The organism is Sulfitobacter mediterraneus, assembly GCF_003054325.1.
Classification (GTDB): Bacteria; Pseudomonadota; Alphaproteobacteria; order Rhodobacterales; family Rhodobacteraceae; genus Sulfitobacter; species Sulfitobacter mediterraneus.
This window is the reverse complement of the sequence record NZ_QBKU01000005.1, coordinates 262,275-288,729: the sequence shown is the minus strand read 5'-3', so window position 1 is coordinate 288,729 and position 26,455 is coordinate 262,275. Positions and strand designations below refer to the sequence as shown.

The window sequence follows — 26,455 nt, the reverse complement described above, 5'->3', positions numbered from 1 at the left end:
GCTCCGGTAAACAAAATGTCCCGCTACAAGAACGGGAAAGACACGCCCGCGCAAGGGGGCGTGTCCGTGAGTTTATCTAGATTTCTTCGGGCAGTACCAGATTGAGGACAATCGCCACCAATGCCGTTGGGGCAACCGCCGATGTGGCCAACGTTTTTACAACACCCGGAAGATATTGAACCGCCGTTGGCACAAGGTTCAGACCCAGACCTGCGGCCAGCGCAACGGCGATGATCACCATATTGCGCCGGTTCATGTTGATCTCGCTCAGCACGTTGAGGCCTGCTGCTGCGACCATGCCGAACATCACAATCACACCGCCGCCCAGAACCGGCAAAGGCATGGAGGCGATGATCGCGCCGATCTTGGGAACCAACCCGCATAGGATCAGCACCAAAGCGCCAATGGTCACCACATGGCGGCTCATGATGCCGGTCATGCCGACAATGCCCACGTTCTGGCTGAAGGATGTGTTGGGCAAACCGCCAAAGACACCGGCCACTGCTGTGCCCAAACCGTCAGCATAGGTCGCGCCGGTGATTTCTGCGTCTGTGGCTTCGCGCCCGGCGCCTGCTTTGGTGGTGGCAGAAGTATCGCCGACAGTTTCAATCGCCGAAACGATGGAGACCAGCGTGACCGCAATCACCGCACCCAGAGAGAATTCAAACCCATAGGGCAGTGGCTTGATCGCAGTGAACCAACTGGCCTTGGAGACTGCGCCGAAACTGACCATACCGCTGAGATAGGCGACGATGTAACCGACGATCAACCCAACAAGAATGGCCGCATTGCTCAGCGTGCCTTTGGTAAAGAACTTAAGCGCCAGAGCGACAATCACCACCGAAAGGGCAACGGTCCAGTGCATCAGCGAGCCAAAGCTTTCGGCTTCCATCTGAAACTTGGCCGCACCGCCCGCCGCGTATTTGATCGCAACCGGAATAAGATAAAGGCCGATGGCCAAAATCACCAAACCCGTGACCAATGGCGGAAACAGCCAGCGCAACTTGTCAATCACCGCACCAAGCAGGAAGTGGATCACACCCGCGATGATGCAGGCCGTCAGTGCCACGCTGAGGCCTTGTGTGGCGGCGATCCCCGCCAGCACACCAACAAAGGCAAAACTCGTGCCCTGCATAATCGGAAGCCGCGCACCAACTGGCCCAAAACCGACAGTTTGAAAGAGCGTCGCAATCCCGGCAAAGAGCATAGCCATCTGGATAAGGTAGACTTGCTCTGTCCCGCCAAAGGCCAGACCAGCCGCACCTGCAACGATAATCGACGGTGTGACGTTTGAGGCAAACATCGCCAAAACATGCTGCAATCCCAATGGTATAGCTTGGCCAAGTGGAGGTGTATTTGAAGGGTCGTGATAGCCGACCGATGAGGAGGTATCTGTCATATTCTGTCCCTGACTTGCTGTTTTTCGCCCGGTTTTTCCGGGTCGCAGCAACTATGGGACCACAATATACGGTGGATCAAGAAAAATTTCTTCCAGATTTGGTGTCGCTCCGATGCGATCCACCACCGCGAATAGCCCCGGCGCATGCAAGGGGGTCAACACGCCATGCCATGTTCCGCGATGGAAATTGATGCCCTGATGCGGGGTGGTCAGAAAGGCACGAGGGGTGCCCGGTTTGCCCTCAACGTCGGGTGCGACAATCACCAAAAAGGGGTGTTCTGTCAGCGGCACGAAGGCTTGCGATCCTTCGGGGTGACGCTCAAGCAGTGTCAGTTCGTAAGGAAAGCTGCGCGGCTGGGCGTCAAACAGGCTGATCCCGGCACGGCCTTCTGGCCCAAAGTCCAGCGCCGCCAAATCGTGATGGCGGCCACACAGACCCGCGTTGATCATTTTGTCAGGGGCATCTCGCAGCTCCAGCACATCACCGAAGGGCGCGAAGGCCTCGGCGCTCAAAGGCTCCGCACGGATCTCACGGCTCATAGCGGCATGTGACGGTTCACGTCTTTATACAGCAGATAACGGAACGGTTCCTTGCCCGTGGCGATGCAAGCCTGCGGGCAAAAGGCACGCAACCACATGAAATCACCGGGGCCAACGGGCACCCAGTCCTTGTTCAGCAGGTAATCCGCCGTGCCTTGCAGCACATACAGCCCATGTTCCATCACATGGGTTTCGGCAAAGGGAATGCGCCCGCCGGGCTTAAAGGTCACGATGTTCACATGCATGTCGTGGCGCAGATCAGCCGGATCGACAAAGCGCGTGGTGGCCCAGACGCCGTCGCAGTCAGGCATCTCAATCGGGGCAACGTCTTTGTCCGAGGTCACGAATGCGGTCGGCATATCGACACCATCGGCCACAACATAGCGTTTGCGCACCCAGTGAAACTTGCACAAGTCCGCACCATCGTTCCAGAGGGTCCAGACAGTGTCGGGTGGCAGGTAGGCATAACCGCCTTCGATCAACTTATGGGTTTTCCCGTCGATGTTGAGGGTCAATTGGCCTGCCGTGACCAAGATCACCGATTGCGCTTCGTCGTCCACTTCGGGCGCGTCTGACCCGCCGCCCGGTGTCAGTTCAACCGCATATTGGGAAAAGGTCTCGGCAAAGCCGCTCAGCGGGCGGGCCAAGACCCACATGCGCATGCCTTTCCACCCGGGCAGAAAGCTGGTGACGATATCGCGCTGGGTGCTGGCAGGGATCACGGCATAGGCTTCGGTAAAGATTGCCGCGCCTTCGGGGTTAACGGATTGATCCGGCAGACCGCCGGGGGGGAACGCATAGGTCAAAACATATCCTCCAGCCGAAGACGCGCGATGCGTTCGACTTGTTTGCAGGCGGTGGTAAATTCGGTGTCGGTGTCATTGCTGATCCGCGTTTCAAAGGCCCGCAGAATGCCGTCTTTGTCGTGATCCTTCACCGCGATGATGAAAGGAAAGCCGTGTTTGGCCACATAGGCGGTGTTCAGCTCCTCAAACCGGCTGCGTTCTGCATCGGTCAGCGCATCCAATCCTGCGCTGGCCTGTTCTGCGGTGCTTTCCGCTGTCAGCCGTTTTGCAGCCGCTAGCTTGCCCGCTAGATCCGGGTGCGCGGTCAGCACGCCAAGGCGTTCGTTGCGGGTCGCAGACCGGAACATCCGCGCCAAAGCGTTGTGCAACCCTGCGGCACAATCATGTGCCGGGCCCAGTTCAAGCTCAAACGCCCGTTCGGCGATCCAGGCGGAATGTTCGAATATCCCGCCAAAGGCCGCCACGAAATCAGAGCGTGACAATTGGCTGGGCCGCAGGCCGCGCGGCGCGGGTGGATGCACCGCCCGCCAGTGGTCCGCGACATCAATGCGGCGCGGGGTCCAGACACCCTCAAACCCCTTGATATACTCGACAAACCGTTTCAGCGCCTGCACCCGTCCGGGGCGGCCAATCAAACGGCAATGCAGACCAATCGACATCATCTTGGCCTGACCTTGGGTGCCTTCGGCATAAAGCGCATCAAAGGTATCGCGCAGATAGGCATAGAACTGATCGCCCGAATTGAACCCCTGCGGTGTGGCGAACCGCATGTCGTTGCAATCAAGCGTATAGGGGATGATCAACTGCTCGCGACCATCGATTTCCGTCCAATAGGGCAGATCGTCGTCATAGGTATCAGAGATATAGTCAAACTGGCCTGTCTTTGCTGCCAAGGCCACGGTGTTCACCGATGTGCGGCCGCAGTACCAGCCCTGCGGCGCTTCCCCTACAACTTCGGTATGCAGGCGGATGGCTTCGGCGATGTCGGCACGTTCATCCGCGACGTTGTGGTCCTTGTAGTCGATCCACTTCAGCCCGTGGCTGGCGATTTCCCATCCGGCATCTTTCATCGCCTCGACCTGTTCGGGGGCGCGGGCCAAAGCAGAGGCGACGCCGTAAACCGTGACAGGGATATCTGCGCCGGTGAACAAGCGGTGCAGACGCCAGAACCCCGCCCGTGCGCCGTAGTCATAGATGCTTTCCATGTTCCAGTGGCGTTGGCCGGGCCAAGGGGCCGCGCCGACAATTTCGGACAGGAAGGCCTCTGACGCCGCATCACCATGGAGCAGACAATTCTCGCCGCCCTCTTCGTAATTGAGCACAAATTGCACCGCAACGCGGGCACCGTCGGGCCATCCGGCATCCGGCGGGGTTGCGCCGTGGCCACGAAAATCTCTGGGGTAGCGGGTCATATCTGCATCCTGTTTGCGCGCCTTTCACCCTGCACAAATCCAGCAAGCGCTGCAATTGGACAATTTCCACGCTGAAACGCCAACGGGCCGCCCGTTGAGGCGACCCGTTGCCAGAATGGCTGATGCATCTGCGCTTGTTCTTGGTCTAACGTTATCGGACGCGGGCCAATCTGTAACTGCTGGATAGGCTGCCACGGGGGGCCAACCCCGGCGCATGGGAGTGCGGCACCACTGGCATTGCGCGGGCCTGACCGCCGCCTTGCCGGAATGATCTGACCTGAACGGTCCAATATTTCATGTGTTACGTCCCCCCAGACGTTTGACCACAGGTCACGGCACGCAATTGGCCGATCCTGACTGTGGTGTGGGCCTCCATATACGCAAGGGATGATTCGCAGGTCAAAGCAAAAACGAATCACTTTACAAAAAACATGCGAATCAGTGCGCGAATCGGTTTGCCGCCCTGCATTGACCTGACTGGCAGGGCAGCTATCCTCATCCGCTCCGGGGCAACAAACAGGAGCGTTCCCATGTCGCAAGGATATCTGACCACACATGTGCTGGACACCGCGCGCGGTTTGCCCGCCGGGGGGATGACGATCACCCTATACCGGATCGAAGGCACAAACCGGCTCAAACTCGCGCAGATGCAGACCAATGCAGATGGCCGCACCGATGCGCCGATCCTGCCCAAAGGGCAGTTTGCCACCGGAACTTATGAATTGGTGTTTGAGGCAGGGGCTTATCTGGACCGTATCGGCACCCCTGCCGAAGATCCGCGGTTTCTGGATGAAATCCCGTTGCGCTTTGGCATTTCGGACGGCGACGCGCACTACCACGTGCCGCTTTTGCTGTCGCCGTTCGGCTATTCAACCTATCGGGGCAGCTGATCCGCGCAAGCGGTGCGGGCCGAATAGGGCAGCAAGCCCTAGGATGATCCCCGACATGGTCGCAATCATGCCAGCCGCCGAGACCGAATCCTGCAAACCGATCCAGAGTGGCCCGTAACCCGCAATGACATAGCCCAGAGCCGCCGCGATCACGGCAAAGACAACGGACCACGCCACCTGATGCTCAAGCTGGTTGGTCATCAGCCGCGCCGCTGCGGGCGGGCAGATGAACATTGCGATCACGATAATGCTGCCCACCGCATCAAAGGCCGCCACTGCCGCAATCGCCGCCATGATCACCAGCGCCAGCCCCAAGGGGCCGGTGCGCATGCCGATGGTCTGGGCGAACCCTTCGTCAAAGGTGCTGATCTTGAGGGGCCGCCAGAACAGCGCGATAAACGCGGCCACCACGACCAGCGTCAGCGCCATGCGCGGCAGCTCTACCGGCAAACCCTTAAGCGCCTGCCAATCCCACAAGGAGGACCAGCCGGTCGCGTCCAGCCAAATCAGGCTTTCCAGATTGCCATAAAGCGCATGTTCGACATCCAAATGCACTGATGATGTGTCCGATTGTTCAAGCAGCAGAACACCGCCCGCAAACATCGCAGTAAAGATCACGCCCATTGCCGCGCCTGCCTCGATCCGGCCAAGGCGGCGTACCGCCTCAATCGCGACAACGGCAACCACCGCCGCACCGGCGGCGCCCAGCAACATTGGCCATGTGCTGACCACGCCCGTGATCAAAAACGCCACAACAATCCCCGGCAGCACAACATGGCTGATCGCATCACCGATCAACGCCTGCCGCCGCAACACGAGGAAATTGCCCGGCAGCGCACAGGCCACCGCTACAAAAATGCCCGTCAGCATCGGCACAAGGGACAGTGGAACAAATTCAGCGCCGTTCATGCGGGCACCGGTCCGGCGCGGCCAATGCGGCGGTCCACTTCGATGATTTGGTCTGGGGTCAGGACGCTTTCGATTTCGGTCAGCCCGTCATAGCGGGATGCTGCCACTTCAAACGCCGGATCGCGGCGGATCTCTTGCCAGCGGGTTTCGTCGCGCATCGCCTTGGCCGCGCGCCCCTTGCCTTCGGGGGTGGCAACGCCGTCAGGCAAGGCCCAGCCGCGTTTGCGCAAAAGGCGCAGTGTCATGCGTTCGTAGATCGGTTGGCCATGCGCCAATGCCAAAAGGCCCTGCCGCAGATGCACCTGCCGCTGATAGCCCAGATGCCGTGTGACGGCAGAGACCAGCCCGCGTTGGGGCGCCAACAGCAGCGAGATCAGAAACAGGGCAAAACCAACCAGCACGATGATCGGCCCGGTTGGCACATCCGGCAAAGCCGCTGAAAGCGCCGCACCGATATAGGCCGATACCCCGCCCAGCAGGCCAGAGATCAACACCACATAATTGGTCCGCTCTGTCCAAAACCGCGCGGTCACGGGCGGAATGATCAGCAGCGCCACAATCAGAATAAGGCCCACAATCTTCAGACCCACAACCGTCACTGCCAGCACCAGCCCCATCATCGCAAGATCGGTGCGCGGCACGTTCTGGCCAAGGGAGGTTCCGTATTCAGGATCAAAGGCCGCCAAGGTCAGCGGCCGCCGCATCAGCAGCACCAGCGCCAGCGTGACCGCCGCCGAGACCGCAATCACCAAGGCGTCGCTGCGCAACATGCCTGCGGTTGAGCCAAGCAAGAACCCTTCGAGGCCAGCCTGCCGTCCTGCGCTCATGGTTTGGATGACGGTCAGCAGGACAATCCCAAAACCAAAGAACACCGACAGCACAGACCCGATGGCGGCATCTTCGGCAAGGCGGGTTTTGGAGCTGAGCCATGAAACCAACAACAGACCAGCCGCCGCGGAAATCGCCGCGCCGCCCAGCAGGCCAATGAGATTACGCCCATCGCCGCCCAGCGCCACCATCACCATAAACGCCAGCGCCACACCGGGCAGCGTTGCATGGCTGATCGCGTCACTGACGAGGGCGCGTTTGCGCAAAAACAGAAAGGTGCCACCGACGCCGGCAGCCATGCCCAGCAAGGCCGCACCAAGGGTCACAAGCGTGGCGTTATAGCCCAGCTGCAACAGCAATGCGTCGAAGATCATGACAGCGCCAGCGCATCCATCTGCGCACCGGCAAGGCGACCACCGTAGGCATCTTGCAGGTGCCGCGAGACAAAGGTGTTGACCACGCTGCCCTCGGCAATGCGGCGGGTGTTGATCAGGAATACATTGTCGAAATATTCGGCGACGGTGCTGAGGTCGTGATGCACCGCCACTACGGTTTTGCCCGCATCGCGCAGGGATTTCAGAACCGCGATGATCGCCTTTTCCGTGGCGGCATCGACACCGGCAAAAGGTTCATCCAGCAGATACAGCTCCGCGTCTTGTGCCAAGGCACGGGCAAGGAACACCCGCTGTTGTTGGCCGCCGGACAGCTGGCCAATTTGGCGGGTGGCAAAATCCTGCATGCCAACACGGGCAAGGCAATCTTCGGCTTTTTCGCGGTGCGCCGCACGCACCCGCCCCAAAAGGCCAAGCTTGGGGTAAAGCCCCATCAGAACCACATCAATCACCCGCGTTGGGAAATCCCAATCGACCGAAGCCCGCTGCGGCACATAGGCAATTTTCTGGCGTTGCTGCGCCACCGGTTTGCCAAACACGGTTGTTGTGCCCGCCAGCGGTTTGATGATGCCCAGCGCGGCCTTGAGCATGGTGGATTTGCCCGCACCGTTGGGGCCAATGATCGCGGTCATCTTGCCCGCCTCAACCGTCATATCGACAGAAAAGACCGCAGGTTTCTGACCATAAGATACAGTCAGCCCTCGGATCGCCAAGGGGCTGTCCTGACGGGCGGTTTCCTGAGATGCGAATGCGTCGGTTGTGACCAGATCCAATGACATGACTTAACTCCCCTGCACCAGTTTGCCCGACATACCGCCAGGGGCCACATCCGCGCCCAGCGCACGGGCGATGGTGGTCGCGTTGTGATCAATCATGCCGATATAGGTGCCTTCATAAGTGCCATCTGCGCCCATTGCATCGCTGTACAGCGATCCCCCAATGCGCACCTCATGCCCGCGTGCGGCGGCACCTTCAATCAAGGCCCGCATGTTGCGATCCGACACAGACGTTTCGACAAACACCGCGCCGATGTTGCGCTCCACCAGAACGTCGACCAGTTCGCTGATCCGGTTCAGTCCCGCCTCGCTGGCGGTCGAAATGCCCTGAATGCCGATCACCTCAAAATCATAGGCTTTGCCAAAATAGCTAAAGGCGTCATGCGCGGTGACCAAAACCCGCTGGTCTTGCGGCACACGCTGCAGGGCCTCGGCGGTATAGGTGACCAAGGCGTCCAATTCTTTGGTGTAGCTTGCCGCGTTCGCTTCAAAGGCGGCGGCATGTTCTGGCCGTGCAGCGATCAGTGTGCGGGTGATCTCTTGAACCACACCAATCCAAGTCGCCGGGTCCATCCAGACGTGCGGGTCGTAGCGCCCGTCATAGTCCGCATGGCTGAGCAAACTGTCTTTCGGCAAGGCCTCCGCCACGGCGACGACTTGTCGTTTGCCGCCCAGCTCTTCAAAGAAACGCTCCATCTGCGCTTCGAGATAGAGACCATGCCACAGCACCAGATCCGAACGGGTCATCGCGACGATGTCACTGCGGGTCTGGCGATAGCCATGTGGATCAACGCCCGGTCCCATCAAGGCCCGCACCGTCACCAAATCACCGCCTACACGGCGGGTGGCATCGGCAATCATCCCGGTGGTGGCAACGATATTCAGCTGGCCAGCCGCCTGTGCAAAGCGGGCCGTTCCCAAAACCGCGAGACCACCCAAAAGCGCCGCGCGACGTGTTACCGACAAAGAATCCATAGAACTCAATCTCCTTGCCGTAATAGATGCGATTGATTCTCAACTAAGTCAAGCTTGTTGCGACTAATTCTCAATATCATTCTAACTCACGGGCCTTTGGTGCGCTTTTCCGCCGACTTTGGGCCAAACCGGCCACTATTCCTGCGGTTTTGCCCATTTTGATACATTTGTGACCGCGCGGCAGGGCATCTTGCTATTCCCCTGCCGCCCGTGGCAATTTGACCATCTGTTCGAACCGGAGATGCCCCATGGCCGCCCAGCTCACCGATAAAAAAACCACTGACGCGACAACAACCGACGCGCATCTGCCGCAGGTCACGGAACCGCGCAATCCCGGTATGCCGCTTGACCTCGACTGGGTGCGCAGCGTGCAGGTGAACACCTCCGCCGTGGAACGCCGTGCCGCGACTTTGCCTGCCCGCCGGTCCGTGAAAAAGGCCCATCAGGCGGCGTGGCTCTTGCGTGCGATCACCTGTATTGACCTGACCACGCTGTCAGGAGATGACACCGAACGCCGGGTGGCGCGCCTTTGCGCCAAGGCCCGCCAACCAGTTGCGCCTGATCTTTTGAATGCACTGGGGATGAAGCCGATCACAACCGGCGCCGTCTGCGTTTATCACGAGATGATCCCGGCCGCGAAACGCGCCCTGGAAGGCACAAATATCCCCATCGCGGCGGTGTCTACCGGATTTCCTGCGGGTCTTTCCCCGCTCGAATTGCGTATCCGCGAAATTGAAATGAGCGTTGAGGCAGGCGCCGCCGAGATCGACATCGTGATCTCGCGCCGTCATGTCCTGACCGGCGATTGGCAGGCGCTTTACGACGAAATGAAAGCCTTCCGCGCCGCTTGCGGTGATGCGCACGTCAAGGCGATCCTTGCCACCGGCGAATTGGGCAGCCTGCGCAATGTTGCCCGTGCCAGTCTGGTGTGCATGATGGCCGGTGCCGATTTCATCAAGACCTCGACCGGCAAGGAAAGTGTCAACGCCACCCTGCCCGTCAGTCTGGTGATGATCCGCGCCATTCGCGACTATTACGACCGCACAGGAATTCGCGTTGGCTACAAACCAGCGGGCGGCATTTCCAAGGCCAAGGACGCGATCACCTATCTGGCGCTGATGAAAGAAGAGCTTGGCGATCGCTGGCTTGAGCCGGACCTCTTCCGGTTTGGCGCGTCCTCGCTGCTCAATGACATCGAGCGGCAACTCGAACACCACGTCACCGGCAGCTATTCCGCCGGATACCGCCACGCCACAAGCTAAGCCAAGCGCTGGACCAAGACTTTTGAAAAGGGTGAACTATGAGCGTCGCTGACATCTTTGAAACCATGGAGTATGGCACCGCCCCCGAGGCCGCCGCCGAAGCATTGGCATGGCTGGTCGATCAAGGCGACCGGTTTGGCCATTTCATCGACGGGGCGTTCACCAAGGCCGGTGATGGTTTCGACAGCAAGAACCCGGCAACAGGCGAAATTCTGGCAACGCTGTCACAGGCCACCCAGGCCGATGTGGACGCCGCCGTCAAAGCGGCCCGCAAGGCCCAGCCGAAATGGGCCGCGCTTGGTGGACATGGCCGTGCAAAATACCTCTATGCGCTGGCGCGTTTGTTGCAAAAACACAGCCGCCTGTTCGCGGTGCTGGAGGTGATGGACAACGGCAAGCCGATCCGCGAGGCCCGCGATATCGACGTGCCATTGGCGCAGCGGCATTTTTACTACCACGCAGGCATGGCGCAGCTGATGGACAGTGAACTGCCCGATGCCGAAGCTTTGGGCGTTTGCGGTCAGATCATCCCGTGGAATTTCCCGCTGTTGATGTTGGCATGGAAGATCGCGCCAGCGCTGGCGATGGGCAACACCGTGGTGCTGAAACCGGCGGAATATACCTCGCTTACCGCCCTTCTTTTTGCCGACATCTGCCGTCAGGCGGGTCTGCCCAAGGGTGTGGTCAATATCGTCACCGGCGACGGCGCCGTGGGCGAAATGATCGTCAACTCCGACGTGGACAAGATCGCCTTCACCGGCTCCACCGCCGTGGGCCGCCGCATCCGCGAAGCCACCGCCGGCAGCGGCAAGGCCCTCACGTTGGAATTGGGCGGCAAATCCCCCTACATCGTATTTGACGACGCCGATCTCGACAGCGCGGTCGAAGGTCTGGTTGATGCCATCTGGTTCAATCAGGGGCAGGTTTGCTGCGCCGGATCGCGCCTTTTGGTGCATGAACCCATCGCGGACCGTTTCTATGCCAAACTCCTTGCCCGGATGAACAAACTGCGCGTCGGCAGTCCGCTGGACAAAAGCATCGACGTTGGCGCTTTGGTCGATCCGGTGCAACTGCAATCGGTCTCCAGCATGGTCGAGGCCAATACCGCAGGCGAACGTTTTGTGTCCGATGCAGAGATGCCCGCCGAAGGATGTTTCTACCCGCCCACATTGATCACCGGACTGAACCCCGCCGATACCTTGATGCAAGAAGAGATCTTTGGCCCGGTTCTGGTCTCCACGACATTCCGCACCCCTGCCGAGGCAGTGCAGCTGGCCAACAACACCCTCTATGGGCTGGCGGCGACAATCTGGTCCGAAAACGTCAACCTGGCGCTGGATATCGCCCCCAAGCTGGTCGCCGGCATCGTCTGGATCAATGGCACCAATCTGATGGATGCTGCTGCCGGTTTTGGCGGCGTGCGCGAAAGCGGCTTTGGCCGCGAGGGCGGCTGGGAAGGGCTCAGCGCCTACACCAAGCCTAAAGGCAATGCCAAACCACTCAAATCCATTGATGCCTTCACCGGTGAAGGCGCACCAGCCGATCCGGTGGACCGCACCGCCAAGCTTTACATCGGCGGCAAACAGGCGCGGCCTGACGGTGGCTATTCTGCACCGGTCTGGGGCAAATCAGGCGCGTTGCTGGGCCATGCATCGCTGGCCAATCGCAAAGATGTCCGCAACGCGGTCGAAGCGGCACAAGCCGCCAAGGGCTGGTCAAAAACCACTGGCCACATGCGGGCACAAATTCTCTATTACATCGCCGAAAATCTCGCCGCCCGTCACGATGAATTTGCCAGCCGCCTCGATGCGATGCAGGGCGGCAAATCCGGCGCAAAAGAAGTAGACGCCGCCGTGCGCCGCCTCTTTACCTATGCCGCATGGGCCGACAAATACGACGGTCAGGTGCACGGCGTTCCGATCCGCGGTGTTGCACTGGCAATGAAGGAACCCGTGGGCGTCATTGGCGCGCTCTGCCCCGCCGAGGCGCCGCTTCTGGGTCTGATCTCTTGCATGGCACCTGCCATCGCCATGGGCAATCGGGTGATCCTGTCCGCCTCCGAGCCCTTCCCGCTGTCCGCAACCGACTTTGTGCAAGTGCTTGAAACCTCCGACGTGCCTGCGGGCGTGGTGAACATCCTGACAGGCCCGCAATCAGATATCGCCGATCCGCTGGCGCGGCACATGGATGTCGATGCGGTCTGGTCCTTCGGCGCAGGTGAGCTGAGCGGGATCATCGAAAAGGGATCCGCGCATAACCTCAAGCGCACATGGGTCAACAACGGTATCGCCCGTGACTGGCACGGGACCGCTGGCGAAGGGCGGGAGTTCCTGCAAGCCGCAACCGAGGTCAAAAACATCTGGGTGCCCTACGGGGAGTAATCCCTGCCTTCATTTGGCAAGAAAAACTCAAAAAAGCGTTCTGGCCCATGGCCAGAACCAATATCGTGTGGCGCTTTAGCGCCTCATTTTGGGCAGGCTGCTCAGTTGCCCGTGCTCTCGACCCCCACGGGCTGCCCCACAACAACAAAGTGCAGCCCCTCAGGGTCAAGCAGTTCCCCCGCAACGCGCGTCACGTCCTCCAGCGTTACGGCCTCAACCTTGTCATTGCGCGTTGGGATGTAATCAATCGGCAGGCCGATCATCTGCATCCCCACAAGGATATTCGCAATCGGCCCGTTGCCATCGAACCGCAAAGGATAGGCCCCGGTGATGTAGGTCTTGGCATCCTGCAGCTCTTGCGAGGTGATGCCCTCAGCCGCCGCTTTGTCCCATTCCTCGCGGATCACGGCAATGGCCTGCGCAATTCGGTCATTGGCGGAACTGACATTGCCCATATAGACCTCTGCCAGATCGCGCGGCACCAGATAGGAGTAGACGCCATAGGTCAGCCCTCGTTTCTCGCGCACCTCGCTCATCAGGCGGCTTTCGAACGACCCGCCGCCGATCACATGGTTGAGAATGGTCGCGGCGAAAAAGTCGGGGTCGTCTTGCTTGATCCCCTTCTGGCCAAAGATCGCAACGGATTGCGGCGTGGCAAAATCCACCACCGTCACGCCGGGGGGGATGGTGACCTCTGCCATTCGCGGCATGTCGGCCCCAGTGGCAGGCAAATCGCCCAGCAGATCGTCCACCAATGCGCCCAGCTCTTCGGGTGTGATGTCGCCAACCGCGCCGATATAGATCCGGTCGCGGGCCAAAACATCGCTGTGTGCCGCCAACAGGTCATCGCGTGTCAGTGCCGCAACGCTTTCCAAGGTGCCATTCAGGGACGAGCCGTACGGATGATCGCCATAGGCAATCTGGTTGAACGTCTGGCTGGCGATGTCATCGGGGTCTTTCTGATCAGACTGGATGATCGACAACACCTGCCGCCGCACCCGTTCGATGGCCTCTTCGTCAAAGCGCGGCTTTTGCAACGCGGCCTTGAGCAAGGCCACCGATGCCGCCCGGTTCTCAGTCAAAAACCGAGTTGAAATTGCCACCGCATCATTGGAGGCATCAAAATCGTAGCTGGCGGCAATCACTTCTGCCCCGCGGGCAAAGGCGCGGGCGTCCATGTCGCCAGCCCCCTCTTCGAGCAGCGCCGTCATCAGGTTCACCGCCCCACGTTTTCCGGGCCGGTCCAGTGACGCCCCCCCGCGAAACCGGATTTCCAGTGCGACGAATGGGATCGAAGGTTCTTCGACCAGCCATGCGGTCAACCCGCCGGGGCTGGTGACGGATTGAATGTCCACTTCGGCGCGGGCAGGCAGGCTGGCCAGTGCTGTCAGGATCAGTGCAAAAATCAGTCTCATTGGGCCGCCTCCGCTTTCATCAGCCATCCGGTGACGGACGCCCGCCGGTCCAGAACTTCGCCGGCCGCCTGCATGATGTCCTGTGCGGTTACGGCCTCAAGCACATTCGGCCAGTCTTGCACGTCTTGCACAGTCATCCCCATCGCCAGCGCCTGGCCATAACGGTTGGCAACGCTGTCGGCGTCATCGCGGGCATAGATCTGCGAGGCCCGGATTTGCAGTTTGATCCGGTCAAGTTGCTCAGCATCAACGCCGGTCTCGGTAAAATCCGCGAGCGCCGCATCGAGGGCATCTTCGGCCTGTTGCAGGGTGACGCCCTCTGCCGGAACAACGATGAAATTGAACGTGGTGTCATCAAGGGAACTGCCTCGATAATAGGCCGCCGTGTAAGTCGCGACCTGCGTGTCGAACTGCATCTTCTCGGCGAGGAAAGAGGTCGTGCCACCCCCGAGGATTTCCGCCAGAATGGTCAATGCAGCGGCCTTTTCCTGTTCGCCCGGATCACGCTCCGGGGCCAGATAGGACCGGCTGACATAGGGCTGTGCTACGCGCGGATCGCGAAAAACCAGCCGCCGCTCCGCGTTCTGGGGCGGTTCTTCGGTGCGCAGGCGTTCGGGCAGATCAGGATTGGCCGGGATCACGCCATAATACTTCTCGGCCAAAACGCGGACCTCTTCGGGCTCCACATCACCTGAGACCACCAGAATGGCGTTGTTCGGGCTATAATAGGTTTCATAGAACGAAAGCGCGTCATCCAGATCGAGTGTCTGCATCTCGTGTTTCCAACCGATAATGGGCACGCCGTAGCGGTGGTTGAGATACTGCGCTGCGTTCATTTGTTCGTTGAGAAGGGCGGATGGATTGTTCTCGGTGCGCTGGTTGCGTTCTTCCAAGATCACGTCGCGTTCGGTGCGAATGTTGTCAGGCGTCAGGCGGATGTTGCGCATCCGGTCGCTTTCCATCCGCATCATCAGTTCCAGACGGTCTGCCGCCACACGTTGAAAATAGGCAGTGTAGTCATAGCTGGTAAAGGCGTTGTCGCGCCCGCCGTTTGCGGCCACGGTCGCGGAAAACTCGCCCGAATCCATTTTGTCAGTCGCTTTGAACAGCAAATGTTCCAGAAAATGCGCAACACCTGATGCGCCCTTCGGCTCATCCGCAGATCCGGCGCGATACCAGACCATCTGTTGCACAACCGGGGCGCGGTGATCTTCGACCACGACCACATCCATCCCGTTTTCAAGGGTGAAATGGCTGACCGCTTCGTTGGCAGTGGCATGGCCTGCGGCAAACGGCAGGAAAACCGCCGCCAAGGCCGCAAAAATCGGCGCTTTGAACATGGAGCGTCCTTTGAATGTTTCGCTTGTGCATTTAGGTACGCGGGTTGCGCGTACAATCAAGGGGCGATCTGCACTTTCAGCGATGACACTTGATCAATTTGCCGGGGGTGCAGACGGGGTGCGTGCCCCGGCGCGGCGCCAGCGGCGGGCCTCTTTGTCGGCATCAAGAGCCTGACGTTTGTACGCCTGATTGTAGCGATCCACAGGCACGATGCGGAACTGGGTGAACCGCGCCTTGCGCTTGCGGAACTTGGCGTCAGTCTCGGCCAGTTCCTCGCGGATGTTGGCCGACACCCCATTGCGGCTGGCGTGACGCACCAATGCACCGTCGCTGGCCGGGATACCCGCATCCGCCGATTGCGGACGCCCGCCAAAGGCTTGCACACCCTCATTCAGCGCAGAACGGTCCGTCAGGTTGGCTTTGCCCGGTGTCGGCGCAGGCAGCGTTGCGTAGTTGTCCGGAGATTCAAGCGGCTTTACCGGTTGGATCATAAACTCATCCGGCCCATCAGAAGAGCTGCGCAGATCTCTCAATCCCTGATTGGAGCAAGCCGCAAGGGCCAGCGGGATCAGGGCAATCAAAGCGATACGGCGCATGGGTCGTCTCCTATGGGTCTGCCTTTCAATATCGCAGGCAGGTGGGCAATGTCACTTATGTTTTTTCGCAGTCGCTTTTCCAGCCTTTTTTGGGTCATCGACAAAAAAGACCAAACCGATAGCGCCCGCAAAGATAAAGATGTCCGCAACGTTGAAAACAAAGGGGTTGTTGATGCCGCAGCACGACATGTTCAGAAAATCCAAAACGTAGCCATAGATGACCCGGTCCGCGACATTTGCCAAAGCACCGCCGACAAGCAATCCGGCGCTGATCTGCGCCAAAACGCCGGTCTTGGCCCGGCGCATCCAAAAATACACGCCAAGGCAGATTACTAGAGCCAACCCGATCAGCACCCAGCGGCTGGCATCAGGGGCATCACCCAGAATGCCGAAATTGATCCCGCGATTTTCGCCGTACCGGAAATTGAGGATCGGCGGCATCACGTCAATCGCGCGGATGCGCGACAGATCCATCAGGTGGATCACAATGTACTTACTGATCTGGTCCAGCAAGAAGGCGGCAAATCCGGCCCAATAAAAGATACGCATCTGCCGCCCTCTGTCTTAATGCCGGAAGTGGCGCATGCCGGTAAAGACCATCGCAAGACCCGCCTCATCCGCCGCTGCAATCACTTCGTCATCGCGCATAGAGCCGCCCGGTTGGATGAGCGCGGTTGCGCCCGCTTCGGCGGCGGTGATCAAACCGTCCGCAAAAGGGAAAAACGCATCAGAGGCCACAACCGACCCTTGGGTCAGCGGCGCGGGCAGGCCCATCGCCTCGGCCATGTCCTGTGCTTTGCGGGCAGCAATGCGTGTGCTGTCCACGCGGCTCATCTGGCCTGCACCAACCCCTACGGTTGCGCCGTCTTTGACATAGATGATCGCGTTGGATTTGACGTGTTTGGCCACGGTCCAGGCGAACAACAGATCGCTGAGTTCCTGATCAGATGGCGCGCGTTTGGTCACAACCTTGAGGTCATCCCGCGTGATCCGGCCCACATCTTTGTCCTGCACCAGAAAACCACCGGACACTTGGCGCACGGCCAATTGCGCGGCACCGGCGTTGGCCAGACCATCGGTGGTTAGCAGGCGCAGGTTTTTCTTTTTGGCAAACACGGCAACCGCATCCGCATCAGCGCCGGGGGCAATCACGACTTCGGTAAAGATCCCGCTGATCGCTTCAGCGGTCTCCCCGTCCAATGTTTGGTTCAATGCGATGATCCCACCAAAGGCCGATGTCCGGTCGCAATCAAAAGCACGGGTGTAGGCCTCCACCATGGTTGACCCCGTTGCCACACCGCAGGGATTGGCATGTTTGATGATCGCGCAGGCCGGACCGCCCGCGGGGGCAAATTCGCTGACCAGTTCAAAGGCGGCATCGGTGTCGTTGATGTTGTTGTAGGACAGTTCCTTGCCCTGATGCTGCTGCGCGGTCGCCACGCCGGGGCGGTTTGTGCCATCGGTGTAGAATGCCGCCTGCTGATGCGGGTTTTCGCCATAGCGCAGGCTTTGCGCCAAGGTGCCGCCAAAGGTGCGGCGGCGCGGTGTGGCATCCACCTGCGCGGCCATCCATGTGCTGACGGCGGTGTCATAGGCCGCGGTACGGGCATAAGCCGTCTGTGCCAGTCGCTGACGCAGGGCATAGGAGGTTTGGCCGCTGTTGGCCTCCAGTTCGGCGATCACGGCGGCATAATCTTCGGTGTCGACCACAACGTTGACAAAGCCATGGTTCTTGGCGGCAGAGCGGATCATCGCAGGTCCGCCGATATCGATGTTTTCGATCACCTCGGCGTATTCGGCGCCTTTGGCTACGGTGGCCTCAAACGGATAGAGATTGACCACCACCAGATCAATGCCGCCAATGTTGTGTTCGTTCATCGCGGCAACGTGATCATCATTGTCACGCAGGGCCAGCAGACCACCATGCACCACCGGATGCAGCGTCTTTACCCGGCCATCCATCATCTCGGGGAAGCCGGTGACCTCGGCCACGTCTTTAACGTCGAGACCCGCCTCGCGCAGCGCCTTGGCGGTGCCGCCTGTGCTGAGCAATTCAACGCCGTGCCCGGCCAATGCCTTGCCCAGTTCGACCAACCCGGTCTTGTCGGAAACGGAAAGGAGGGCGCGTTTGACGGGGGCAAAATCAGGCATGGCAGTGGTCCTTTGGTCAGTCGTCATCAGAATAGGGATCGTCCATAGACAGATCACGCACGCCAATCGCAGTTTCCTGCGCTTTGGACAAGGACCACCTGATGCGTGTGGCATAGGTAAATGCCATCCCGGTTAGGACAATTTGCTGTGCCGCGCGGGGTTTGAGGCGGGTTGTCTCAAGATAGACCCCCGGATCAAGCGAAAGGTTATGCGCCCCGTCATGGCGGAAAACCCAGATTTCCCCGCTCTTTAACGCCATCGAAACAGCCGCGCCGCCTAAATCCAGCGTCGCATCCACATCCGGATGCAGATGGAAACGGATGTCAAAGCGCAAGCCTTTCAGCTCTCCCGCGTCCAGCGCCGCGTCAAAGCGTCGCTTGTCGCCATCCTCCATCGCCAGCAGCATATCCTCGCCGGCAATCCCGCGACCGTCCAGCGTGAGTTCAAGCGTGCGGGCATGGGTCAAACCATGGGATTTGACATAGCCGTTGTGACCGCCCTGAAACCGCAGGCCATCGGGGGCGCTGCTGATTTCAACCGGCACATGGGTTGGCCCCTCGATCAGCTCTTCCAGACCTGAATGGCGATCCGGTTCGGCCAATCGGGCGCTGGAAAACCCGCCCAACGACAAGGCGGAATGCGAGGGCGTTGCCCGCCCTGCTCGGCGCCATTCAAGGCCGAAAGACGCGCCCGATCCGCAGTTCACGACCAACGGGCGACGACCGGAGGTCAATTCAAATGCCAGCGTCGAGGCATGGGCATTCACCGAGGCATCCTCAATCGGCGGCGTGTCTGCATCAATCACAACGCTGGTGCGCCCTGCGGACAAGCGGGCATACCCCATGGCAAGGCCTTCGGGCTGCGTTGCACGGACGTTGGAGGCGGCCAGCGCATGGTCAAGCCAGCCTTCAACACCGCGCCCGCCGCCGTGGAACCGCGCCAAACCGCCATCGGCATGACGCAGGCTGCGCAGGGTGGGTGCGATCCGTTCAATCGCAGCGAGGTGTTCTCGGGGTGGCGTGCGGCCAACATCATGCAGTGCCGCGCCCGCCCAAGTCAGAAGGGTAAACACGGCCAGCAGTTCTTCGGGGTTGCGGGTGGGCAAACCGCCCTGATCGTCGATCTGAATGCTGCATTCGCGGGCCAGCGCTTTGATCGCGGGATCGGCCAGCGCCTCTTGCCCTTCGAGGGCGAGACCGGCGTAGATCAAACCAGTAAGCGCCTCAAAGCGCGGCAAACCCGGTGCCGCGCCCCGCCAACGGCGGGAGAGGAATTGGGTCTGTTGTTCAAGGGATCGGTAGAATGCTTTGCTTTGTGCCGCTTCCTGACCGCGCAGCACGAACAGCGCGTGGTTGATCCAACGGATCAAACGGCGGCCCGTCAGGTCAGGTGTCCACCCCGGCCCCTTGCCCTTGCCATAGGTCTCGATCCAGCCCCAAAGCCAGTCCTGCGCCGCAGACCGCGCCGCCGGATCGCCCAATGCGGCCAGATCATCAAGCCAGGAAAACCCTTGTAGTTCAGCGGCATAATTCGCGTCTGGCGGGTCGATCGCCCACATAGACTGGCCGGGCGCATTCACCAAAGTTCCGGCAAACAGAAAATTGCCCGCGATCAATTGCCGCCCGCGGGCGAACGATCCGATGGTGCGGGGCTCAGGTGATGACACGAATCCTTTGACCTGCGCACGGGTGCGGGTCGCCGCGCGGGCGTGCCACCGATTGAGAAACCGCGCCTTGCGCGCTTTCAAGCTGGTCATATTGAACATATCTCGCTGCCCTTGACGCTCTGACGGCGTTTGACGCAAGCATAGCCCGCACAAGACGCTGAGTCACCGCTTTTTGCCCCAGTAGGGTAGCATCGGCGGGTTTGGTCGCAAATGGGCTGTTGTGATCAGCTTGACGCGGTTAGAACTGCACCTTGAAACCAGCCGAGGATTGCCCGTGATTGCCAGCTTGATGATGTATTTGCGCCCCGAGAATGCTCAGGCCCATGATCGGTATTGGGCTTTGATCCGCGCGGAACTCGCCCAGCGCGGCATCGTGGCACCGGATCAGCCTGACAATACCCGAGATGAATTTGAAGTCTGGGCCGCCGATGACCTGGTGCTGAGCCAGACCTGCGGCATGCCCTACCGCAAATGGCTGCATGACAAGGTCACGCTGATCGGCACGCCGGACTATGGCGTAAAGGGCTGTGATGCAGGCTATTACAACAGCGTGATTGTGGTGCGGGCGGATGATCAGCGGACAGACCTGCCTGCCTATCGCGATGCGCTATTCACCTATAATCAGACCTTTTCGCAATCTGGCTATGCGGCGCCATATGCATTGGCCCAAAAGCATGGTTTCTGGTTTGAGAACCGCAGTCAAAGCCATGGGCATCTCAATTCGGCCCGCGCCGTGGCGGAAGGGCGGGCAGATATTGCCGCGCTCGACGTGGTGACGTGGGAATTGATCCAGAAATACGATGATTTTGCAGTTGATCTGCGGGTTCTGGCCCAAACCCCTCCGACCCCCGGCCTGCCCTATATCGCGGCGGCTGGTGTCGACCGGCAGGCGACATACGACGCAGTCTCGGCGGCGATCGCGGGGCTGGATCAAGCGGACCGTGACGCGCTTTGCCTCAAGGGTTTGACCCACATTCCCAATGCCGCCTATCTGGCGATCAACAATCCGCCAGAGACCGCAGGCTGATCAACCCGCCTTGCGCAGACAGGCGATGTAGAACCCGTCCATGCCGCCTTGATCCGCCCAGAAGTCCGGGCGCAACCGCAGGCCGCCTTCGGTGGTGATCCAATCCTCCGAGACACCATCGCGCCTCAGGGCATCGCGGTCCACGGTCATATCCTCGTGCCGCTCCAGTGCCTCGTCCACTTGCACTTCACCCTCGTCGGGCAGCAGGCTGCATGTACAAAACACCAGACGACCGCCGGGTTTGAGCAATGTCCAAGCGTGGTCAATCAACTTTCCCTGCAATTCGATCAGATCGCCAAATTCGGACCCGTCCTTGGCATAGGGCAAATCAGGGTGGCGGCGCATTGTGCCGGTGGCCGAACAGGGCGCATCCAGCAAGATTGCATCAAAGCTGCCTTTCACTGCGCGGGCATCTTTGGTCAGGGTTTTGGCCGTGAGACCAACCCGTGCGAGGTTTTCTTTGACCCGCACCATGCGAGGCACCGAAGAATCAACCGCCGTCACCTCTGCGCCAGCGGCGGCCAATTGCATCGTTTTCCCGCCCGGCGCGGCACAAAGGTCCAGAACAGTTTCGCCCTTTTGGGGCGCCAAAACCTGTACCGGGATCGCGGCAGCGGCATCTTGAACCCACCATTCGCCTTCGGCAAAACCGGGCATTGCGGACACTTGGCCTGCGTTTTCGACGCGCACGGTGCCGGTCTCCAGCAAAGTTCCCCCCACCAGCGCAGCCAATGCTTTTGCATCGCCCTTGGCGGTCAAATCCAGCGGCGCACCGGAAAAATGCGCCGTTTCCATTGCCGCCATCGCATCTGGGCCCCATGCCTCAATCAACGGGCCACGCAACCATTTGGGCAGGCGCGGGGCACGCAGGGCGGCCCATGCCTCGGGGCCGTCAGTTGCGATTTTGCGCAGCACCGCATTGGTAAGGCCTTTGAGGTGACTCAATTTGTTATGGCTTGATACGAGATTGACCATCGCATTCACTACACCATGCGCAGCGCCGCCTTGGCACAGTTCAACAGTGCCGACACGCAGCACATTGCGAATGGTCAGCGGCGGTTGCTTGTTCAAGTGTTTTTGCAGCAGGCGATCCGCACGTTCCAACCCGCGCAGAGTTTCAACGGCAAGCCGCTGGGCGCGGGCGCGGTCATCGGGGGGCAGTTTGTCCAACACCCCACCCGCCAGCAGTTCGGACATCAAACGCGGCTCATCCCCCAGAATTTGATCCAGCATATACACCGCACTTCTGCGGGCTTGAACGCCTGTGTCTGCCATTGCGGTTTCCTGTCTATTCGGGGTCTTGGGTTGTCGTGGGCATATCGGCACGTATATCAATGCGCAGAATGCCTCAAGAGGACAGCATGACAGAGACTGCGCAGAGATCGGACCGCAAAGAGCCACAGGCAGACCTGCCTCCAGCCGCGCAACGCGCATTGGCCGAGGCCGCAGAACGCCGCAAACAGGCGGAGGCACTGGATCTGCCACCCGAATTGGGCGGTCGCGACGGTCCAGAGCCCGTGCGTTATGGGGATTGGGAGAAAAAGGGCATCGCGATCGACTTTTGATCAGCGCCCGTTTTGATCAGCGCAGCTTGAACTCAGCCGAATCGCCTGTACCGCGATCAGATGTGATGCGCATGCGTTGGCCATTCACCCGCACTTCTTGACAATTGTAGCCAAGATCATCGCCGCCCCATTCAAGGCTGCGGCACAGGTAGCCGCCCTTCCATTGCCAGCGTCCGTTGATGTCCCATGTGGCCCCGCGCCCACTGATCCGTCCGTCCGAACTGACCTGTAGGCGCACCAGGGGCCGTGACAGGGTTTTGCCGTCCACAAGCGCCACAAATTCAGCGCGGCTGCTTACCTTTTGAAAATCCGCAATGACCGGGCCTGCCAAAGCCATCAGCGTTGCAGCGCCCAACGCAATCAATCGTTTCATCACTCACCTCCAAAGAGAAGTTCTGAAACAGATACGTTTCCAAACCATGTTTGGTTTCATTTTGGACATTTTTTTGGGAAATCGGGCACTGTTGGACCGCAATTCCCCTGTCAGATCACCTGAAAGGCCACGCGCTTAGCCCGACGTGTCATTCAGCCCCAGAACATCGAGCATATCGTATTGTCCCGGTGCACGGCCCTGCCCCCAAAGCGCAGCTTTGAGCGCGCCGCGTGCAAACACCGACCGGTCAGAGGCGATATGGCGCAAGATGATCCGCTCGCCAGCGGCGGCGAACATCACATCGTGCTCCCCAACAATATCACCGCCGCGAATCGCCGTGAAACCGATGTCGCCGCGTTTGCGGGCGCCTGTGATGCCATCGCGGCCACGGTCGGCCACATCATTCAGTGCAACGCCGCGCCCTTCGGCGGCGGCCTCACCCAACATCAGGGCGGTGCCAGAGGGCGCATCGACCTTTTGGTTGTGGTGCGCCTCGATCACTTCGATATCGTAGTCTTCATCTAATGCGGCAGCCACACGTTTGGTCAGCTGCGTCAACAAGTTCACGCCAAGGCTCATGTTGCCGGCCCGTACGATCACCGCATGACGCGAAGCTGGCTCAAGCGCCGCGATCTCGTCGTCTGACATGCCGGTGGTGCCGATCACATGCACAGCGCGGGCCTGCGCGGCCAATGCGGCAAACTCCAGCGTGGCGGCGGGTGCGGTGAAATCAATGATTGCCTGCGATTTGGCGATCGCTTCGAGTGGATCGTCCGTGACCTTGAGGCCCGTTGATGCGCCGCCCATAACCTCGCCCAGATCCAGGCCAACCCATGGATGATCGCTGCGTTCAACCGCGCCAGCCAGATGATGTTTGTCCGAGGCATTGACCTGCGCAATCAACATTTGGCCCATACGGCCAGAGGCTCCTGTGATGGTCACGCCGGTGGTCTGGGTCATGGCTTTGATCTCCTGCATCGCTTTGACGTGGGTGTAGCCTGCCTTCACCCGCTTGGCAAAGCCATTGGGACGCACTAGATGGGGGTCATGGGAAAGAACAAGTTTCATGAGGGCCCCGGCCCGTCGCAACGCCAGCTTCGTGTGGGCGAAACCATCCGCCGGGCTTTGTCCGAGGTGCTGGCGCGCGGGGATGTGCATGACCCCGAGTTGAACCGCATGTCGATCACTGTGGGCGAGGTGCGTACCTCACCCGATCTCAAGATCGCGACGGCCTATGTTTTGCCGCTGGGCGGTCAGGGGCAGGACGAGGTTTTGCAACTGCTGGCCCGCAACAAGGGTGAGCTGCGCCGCATGGTTGCGAAAAAGCTGACTTTGAAGTTTTCGCCAGATCTGCGGTTTCAATTGGATCAGACCTTTGACCAGATGGACGAAACCCGCCGTATGCTGAACCAAGAGGTCGTGCGCCGCGACGCAGATGCGCCGGACGATATCGGCGAGGCATGATCCGGCTGGCGGCATTTGCGCTGCTGCTGTGCGTCTCTGCGGCGCAGGCGGCGGAGTGCCGCAAAGAAACTTACGACGGCAATGCCTATACCCTGTGCGAAGTGACCCCCGTCGAAGAACAGCTGCGGCTGTTTTTGTGGGACAGTGACGATCTGCTTTACGGTCATTTCGGCAGCATTGACCGCGTATTGCGCCAACAGGGCAAACAGCTGGGCTTTGCCATGAACGCAGGCATGTACCATGAAGATCGTGCGCCCGTAGGTCACTACATTGAACAAGGCCAGCAGCAGCGCCGGGTGATATCAAGCGCGGGTCCGGGCAACTTCGGGTTGCTCCCGAATGGTATCCTGTGTCTGCGCGAAAGCCGCGCCGATGTGTTTGAGACAAGCGCCTATCTGGCGCAGAACCCCCAGTGTTATGGCGCCACACAATCGGGCCCGATGTTGGTGATTGACGGGGCCTTGCATCCGCGTTTCCTGCCGGACAGCACGTCACGTTATATCCGCAACGGGGTTGGAACATCGGCAGATGGCAAACGGGCGGTTTTTGTCATTTCTGACAACACAGTCACCTTTCACGAGTTTGGCAGCTTGTTCCGCGATCACCTGAAACTGCCCAATGCGCTTTATCTCGATGGCAATGTCTCGCGTATCCGTGCGCCGGGGCTTGGCCGGGATGATGCCGGGTTTACCCCGCTTGGCCCGATCATCGGTGTGGTGGAGAGCGCGAAGTAACGTCGCGCAATCGGTTCTGGATTATTTGCCTGCCCCTCTGGGCAGGGCGGTCCTCACTCTGTATAGCGCAGGCGCACAGCGAGTAAGGGGCAAACATGGCGCGTAAACGCAAAGGCCGGGATATCTCGGGATGGCTGGTGGTGGACAAACCCGCCGGGCCCACATCGACGGCAGTGGTAAACAAGGTCCGTTGGGCGCTGGACGCCAAGAAGGCGGGCCATGCAGGCACCCTTGATCCGGATGCAACCGGTGTTCTGGCCGTGGCTTTGGGCGAAGCCACCAAGACGGTTCCTTATATCACCGATGCGCTGAAAGCTTATGAATTTACTGTCACACTGGGCGCGGCGACCAATACCGATGACGCAGAAGGCGAAGTGATCAAGACGTCTGACCTGCGGCCCGATGATGCCGCGATCAAAGAGGCGCTTGGCCAGTTTATCGGCGACATTGAACAGGTGCCGCCGCAGTTTTCCGCCGTCAAAATCGACGGGGAGCGTGCCTATAAGCGCGCCCGTGACGGCGAAGAGATGGATCTGGCGGCGCGGCCCTTGTTTGTGGAAAGCCTGTTGTTGACCGACCGGCCCGATGCCGATCATGTGACGCTTGAGATGGTCTGCGGCAAGGGCGGTTATGTCCGGTCTATCGCGCGGGATCTGGGCGAGGCTTTGGGCTGTTATGGCCATGTGCGCGAGTTGCGCCGCATCTGGTCCGGCCCGTTTGAGGCCGCCAAGGGCCTGACAATCGAGCAGATTGAGGAAATGGCTCGCACGCCCGAGTTGGACGAACATCTGCTACCACTCGAAGAAGGCCTGTGTGATCTGCCCGAGGTCAAGGCCAGTGCCGAAGGGGCCACGCGATTGCGCAATGGTAATCCCGGCATGGTGATCGCCCATGACGTGGAATACGGCGATGAATGCTGGGCCTCTTTTGAGGGCAAGGCCGTTGCCGTTGGGCGGTTCAAATCGGGCGAATTGCACCCCTCCCGCGTGTTCAACACCTGAGGCCGCGGTGATCACCCGCAGCCATACCAAGGGCGATGCGCCCTCCACGGCGGTCTATTCTGACTGCGAGCGGTATCGCTATAGCCTCAGCCGTGTCTGGGACGCAGGTACCGAGCGGGTGATGTTTGTGATGTTGAACCCGTCGACAGCAACCGAGGTGCAGAACGATCCAACGGTTGAACGCTGTGAAAGACGGGCGCGGACGCTGGGCTTTGGCGGGTTTCGTGTGACCAACATCTTTGCTTGGCGGGCCACAGACCCGCGCGACATGAAGGCAGCCTCAGATCCCGTAGGCCCGCAAAATGACGAAATATTAAAGGATGGTGCCGAATGGGCGGACCGCATCATCGCAGCCTGGGGCGTGCATGGCGCGCATCAAGATCGCGGTTTGGTCGTCGCGGATATGCTCAGATCAGGGCCAAAGCCGCTGTTCCATCTGGGCTTGTCCAAAGAAGGCCACCCCAAACATCCGCTTTACCTGCCTTATGTGCAGCAGCCCGTGCCCTGGACCTGAATAAACCGGCCCGCCTTAGAGGCGTATTAACCTCCCCA

At 60.0% G+C, this 26,455-nt stretch carries 26 protein-coding genes; 9 read left to right on the top strand and 17 right to left on the bottom strand.

The window, feature by feature from the left end:
* Positions 1-76: 76 nt before the first annotated feature.
* From C8N31_RS10630 to puuE, 4 genes are read right to left on the bottom strand one after another with little or no spacing between them, the layout of a single operon-like run.
* The gene (locus C8N31_RS10630) at positions 77-1,399 is read right to left on the bottom strand and encodes a uracil-xanthine permease family protein (RefSeq protein WP_025049475.1); all 1,323 of its coding nucleotides are present in this window, start codon (positions 1,397-1,399) and stop codon (positions 77-79) included.
* Between the two features lie 51 nt (positions 1,400-1,450).
* Positions 1,451-1,939 carry an ureidoglycolate lyase gene (locus tag C8N31_RS10625; RefSeq protein WP_025049474.1) on the bottom strand — a complete coding sequence of 163 codons (489 nt, stop codon included), beginning with the start codon at positions 1,937-1,939 and terminating at the stop codon, positions 1,451-1,453.
* Positions 1,936-2,745, bottom strand: coding sequence for a bifunctional allantoicase/(S)-ureidoglycine aminohydrolase (locus C8N31_RS10620; protein ID WP_025049473.1), 810 nt, complete (start codon positions 2,743-2,745; stop codon positions 1,936-1,938). Before C8N31_RS10620 ends, C8N31_RS10625 begins: the two co-directional genes overlap by 4 nt.
* A complete protein-coding gene (gene puuE / locus C8N31_RS10615) occupies positions 2,742-4,157 on the bottom strand; it encodes an allantoinase PuuE (RefSeq protein WP_025049472.1) in 1,416 nt (471 codons plus the stop codon). The genes C8N31_RS10620 and puuE overlap by 4 nt, the downstream gene beginning before the upstream one ends.
* A 530-nt stretch (positions 4,158-4,687) precedes the next feature.
* Here puuE and uraH point away from each other — a divergent pair.
* Complete coding sequence (gene uraH, locus C8N31_RS10610) at positions 4,688-5,047, top strand: hydroxyisourate hydrolase (protein WP_025049471.1); 360 nt, start codon at positions 4,688-4,690, stop codon at positions 5,045-5,047.
* Here the strand turns inward: uraH and C8N31_RS10605 are convergent.
* From C8N31_RS10605 to C8N31_RS10590, 4 genes are read right to left on the bottom strand one after another with little or no spacing between them, the layout of a single operon-like run.
* Positions 5,027-5,956 (bottom strand): metal ABC transporter permease, encoded by a 930-nt coding sequence (locus C8N31_RS10605; RefSeq protein ID WP_025049470.1) that lies wholly within the window; start codon positions 5,954-5,956, stop codon positions 5,027-5,029. The two genes, uraH and C8N31_RS10605, sit on opposite strands and share 21 nt — an antisense overlap.
* Entirely contained in the window at positions 5,953-7,158 is a 1,206-nt protein-coding gene (locus tag C8N31_RS10600) for a metal ABC transporter permease (RefSeq protein WP_025049469.1), read from the bottom strand. The genes C8N31_RS10605 and C8N31_RS10600 overlap by 4 nt, the downstream gene beginning before the upstream one ends.
* On the bottom strand, positions 7,155-7,955 hold the full coding sequence (locus tag C8N31_RS10595; protein ID WP_025049468.1) for a metal ABC transporter ATP-binding protein: 801 nt from the start codon (positions 7,953-7,955) through the stop codon (positions 7,155-7,157). Before C8N31_RS10595 ends, C8N31_RS10600 begins: the two co-directional genes overlap by 4 nt.
* A gap of 3 nt (positions 7,956-7,958) precedes the next feature.
* Complete coding sequence (locus C8N31_RS10590) at positions 7,959-8,927, bottom strand: metal ABC transporter solute-binding protein, Zn/Mn family (RefSeq protein ID WP_037918834.1); 969 nt, start codon at positions 8,925-8,927, stop codon at positions 7,959-7,961.
* Positions 8,928-9,175: 248 nt separating this feature from the next.
* On the opposite strand from C8N31_RS10590, the gene deoC reads away from it, so the two are divergent.
* Both deoC and C8N31_RS10580 read left to right on the top strand, forming a co-directional pair.
* A complete protein-coding gene (deoC, locus tag C8N31_RS10585; protein WP_025049466.1) occupies positions 9,176-10,189 on the top strand; it encodes a deoxyribose-phosphate aldolase in 1,014 nt (337 codons plus the stop codon).
* A 38-nt stretch (positions 10,190-10,227) separates the two neighbouring features.
* Positions 10,228-12,570, top strand: coding sequence for an aldehyde dehydrogenase family protein (locus C8N31_RS10580; RefSeq protein ID WP_025049465.1), 2,343 nt, complete (start codon positions 10,228-10,230; stop codon positions 12,568-12,570).
* 101 nt (positions 12,571-12,671) lie between these two features.
* On the opposite strand, the gene C8N31_RS10575 is transcribed toward C8N31_RS10580, so the two are convergent.
* The 6 genes from C8N31_RS10575 to C8N31_RS10550 all read right to left on the bottom strand — a co-directional run bounded on the left by C8N31_RS10575 (position 12,672) and on the right by C8N31_RS10550 (position 19,838).
* The gene (locus C8N31_RS10575) at positions 12,672-13,985 is read right to left on the bottom strand and encodes a M16 family metallopeptidase (protein WP_025049464.1); all 1,314 of its coding nucleotides are present in this window, start codon (positions 13,983-13,985) and stop codon (positions 12,672-12,674) included.
* On the bottom strand, positions 13,982-15,325 hold the full coding sequence (locus tag C8N31_RS10570; RefSeq protein ID WP_025049463.1) for a M16 family metallopeptidase: 1,344 nt from the start codon (positions 15,323-15,325) through the stop codon (positions 13,982-13,984). The genes C8N31_RS10575 and C8N31_RS10570 overlap by 4 nt, the downstream gene beginning before the upstream one ends.
* Positions 15,326-15,418: 93 nt before the next feature.
* Complete coding sequence (locus C8N31_RS10565) at positions 15,419-15,922, bottom strand: DUF3035 domain-containing protein (RefSeq protein WP_025049462.1); 504 nt, start codon at positions 15,920-15,922, stop codon at positions 15,419-15,421.
* Positions 15,923-15,973: 51 nt separating this feature from the next.
* On the bottom strand, positions 15,974-16,471 hold the full coding sequence (gene lspA / locus C8N31_RS10560; protein ID WP_025049461.1) for a signal peptidase II: 498 nt from the start codon (positions 16,469-16,471) through the stop codon (positions 15,974-15,976).
* A 15-nt stretch (positions 16,472-16,486) separates the two neighbouring features.
* Positions 16,487-18,073 carry a bifunctional phosphoribosylaminoimidazolecarboxamide formyltransferase/IMP cyclohydrolase gene (gene purH, locus C8N31_RS10555; RefSeq protein WP_025049460.1) on the bottom strand — a complete coding sequence of 529 codons (1,587 nt, stop codon included), beginning with the start codon at positions 18,071-18,073 and terminating at the stop codon, positions 16,487-16,489.
* A gap of 16 nt (positions 18,074-18,089) precedes the next feature.
* Complete coding sequence (locus tag C8N31_RS10550) at positions 18,090-19,838, bottom strand: heparinase II/III family protein (protein WP_025049459.1); 1,749 nt, start codon at positions 19,836-19,838, stop codon at positions 18,090-18,092.
* A gap of 190 nt (positions 19,839-20,028) precedes the next feature.
* On the opposite strand from C8N31_RS10550, the gene C8N31_RS10545 reads away from it, so the two are divergent.
* Positions 20,029-20,766: a phosphate/phosphite/phosphonate ABC transporter substrate-binding protein gene (locus C8N31_RS10545; RefSeq protein WP_231476886.1), complete on the top strand. Its 738-nt coding sequence runs from the start codon at positions 20,029-20,031 to the stop codon at positions 20,764-20,766.
* Here C8N31_RS10545 and C8N31_RS10540 read toward each other — a convergent pair whose 3' ends face one another.
* Positions 20,767-22,041 (bottom strand): RsmB/NOP family class I SAM-dependent RNA methyltransferase, encoded by a 1,275-nt coding sequence (locus tag C8N31_RS10540; RefSeq protein ID WP_025049457.1) that lies wholly within the window; start codon positions 22,039-22,041, stop codon positions 20,767-20,769.
* A gap of 86 nt (positions 22,042-22,127) precedes the next feature.
* On the opposite strand from C8N31_RS10540, the gene C8N31_RS10535 reads away from it, so the two are divergent.
* A complete protein-coding gene (locus tag C8N31_RS10535) occupies positions 22,128-22,331 on the top strand; it encodes a DUF1674 domain-containing protein (protein WP_025049456.1) in 204 nt (67 codons plus the stop codon).
* A 16-nt stretch (positions 22,332-22,347) separates the two neighbouring features.
* Here C8N31_RS10535 and C8N31_RS10530 read toward each other — a convergent pair whose 3' ends face one another.
* A complete protein-coding gene (locus C8N31_RS10530) occupies positions 22,348-22,704 on the bottom strand; it encodes a hypothetical protein (RefSeq protein WP_025049455.1) in 357 nt (118 codons plus the stop codon).
* A 135-nt stretch (positions 22,705-22,839) separates the two neighbouring features.
* Positions 22,840-23,664 carry a 4-hydroxy-tetrahydrodipicolinate reductase gene (gene dapB, locus C8N31_RS10525; protein WP_025049454.1) on the bottom strand — a complete coding sequence of 275 codons (825 nt, stop codon included), beginning with the start codon at positions 23,662-23,664 and terminating at the stop codon, positions 22,840-22,842.
* Positions 23,665-23,751: 87 nt separating this feature from the next.
* Between dapB and rbfA the strand changes: the two genes are divergently transcribed.
* The 4 genes from rbfA (at position 23,752) to C8N31_RS10505 (ending at position 26,417) form a co-directional block, all read left to right on the top strand.
* Positions 23,752-24,168, top strand: a complete 417-nt coding sequence (rbfA, locus tag C8N31_RS10520; protein ID WP_025049453.1) for a 30S ribosome-binding factor RbfA — start codon at positions 23,752-23,754, stop codon at positions 24,166-24,168.
* Positions 24,165-24,902, top strand: coding sequence for a phosphodiester glycosidase family protein (locus tag C8N31_RS10515; protein ID WP_025049452.1), 738 nt, complete (start codon positions 24,165-24,167; stop codon positions 24,900-24,902). The genes rbfA and C8N31_RS10515 overlap by 4 nt, the downstream gene beginning before the upstream one ends.
* A 95-nt stretch (positions 24,903-24,997) precedes the next feature.
* Positions 24,998-25,903: a tRNA pseudouridine(55) synthase TruB gene (truB, locus tag C8N31_RS10510; protein WP_025049451.1), complete on the top strand. Its 906-nt coding sequence runs from the start codon at positions 24,998-25,000 to the stop codon at positions 25,901-25,903.
* 7 nt (positions 25,904-25,910) lie between these two features.
* Positions 25,911-26,417, top strand: a complete 507-nt coding sequence (locus C8N31_RS10505; protein ID WP_025049450.1) for a DUF1643 domain-containing protein — start codon at positions 25,911-25,913, stop codon at positions 26,415-26,417.
* Positions 26,418-26,455: the final 38 nt, after the last annotated feature.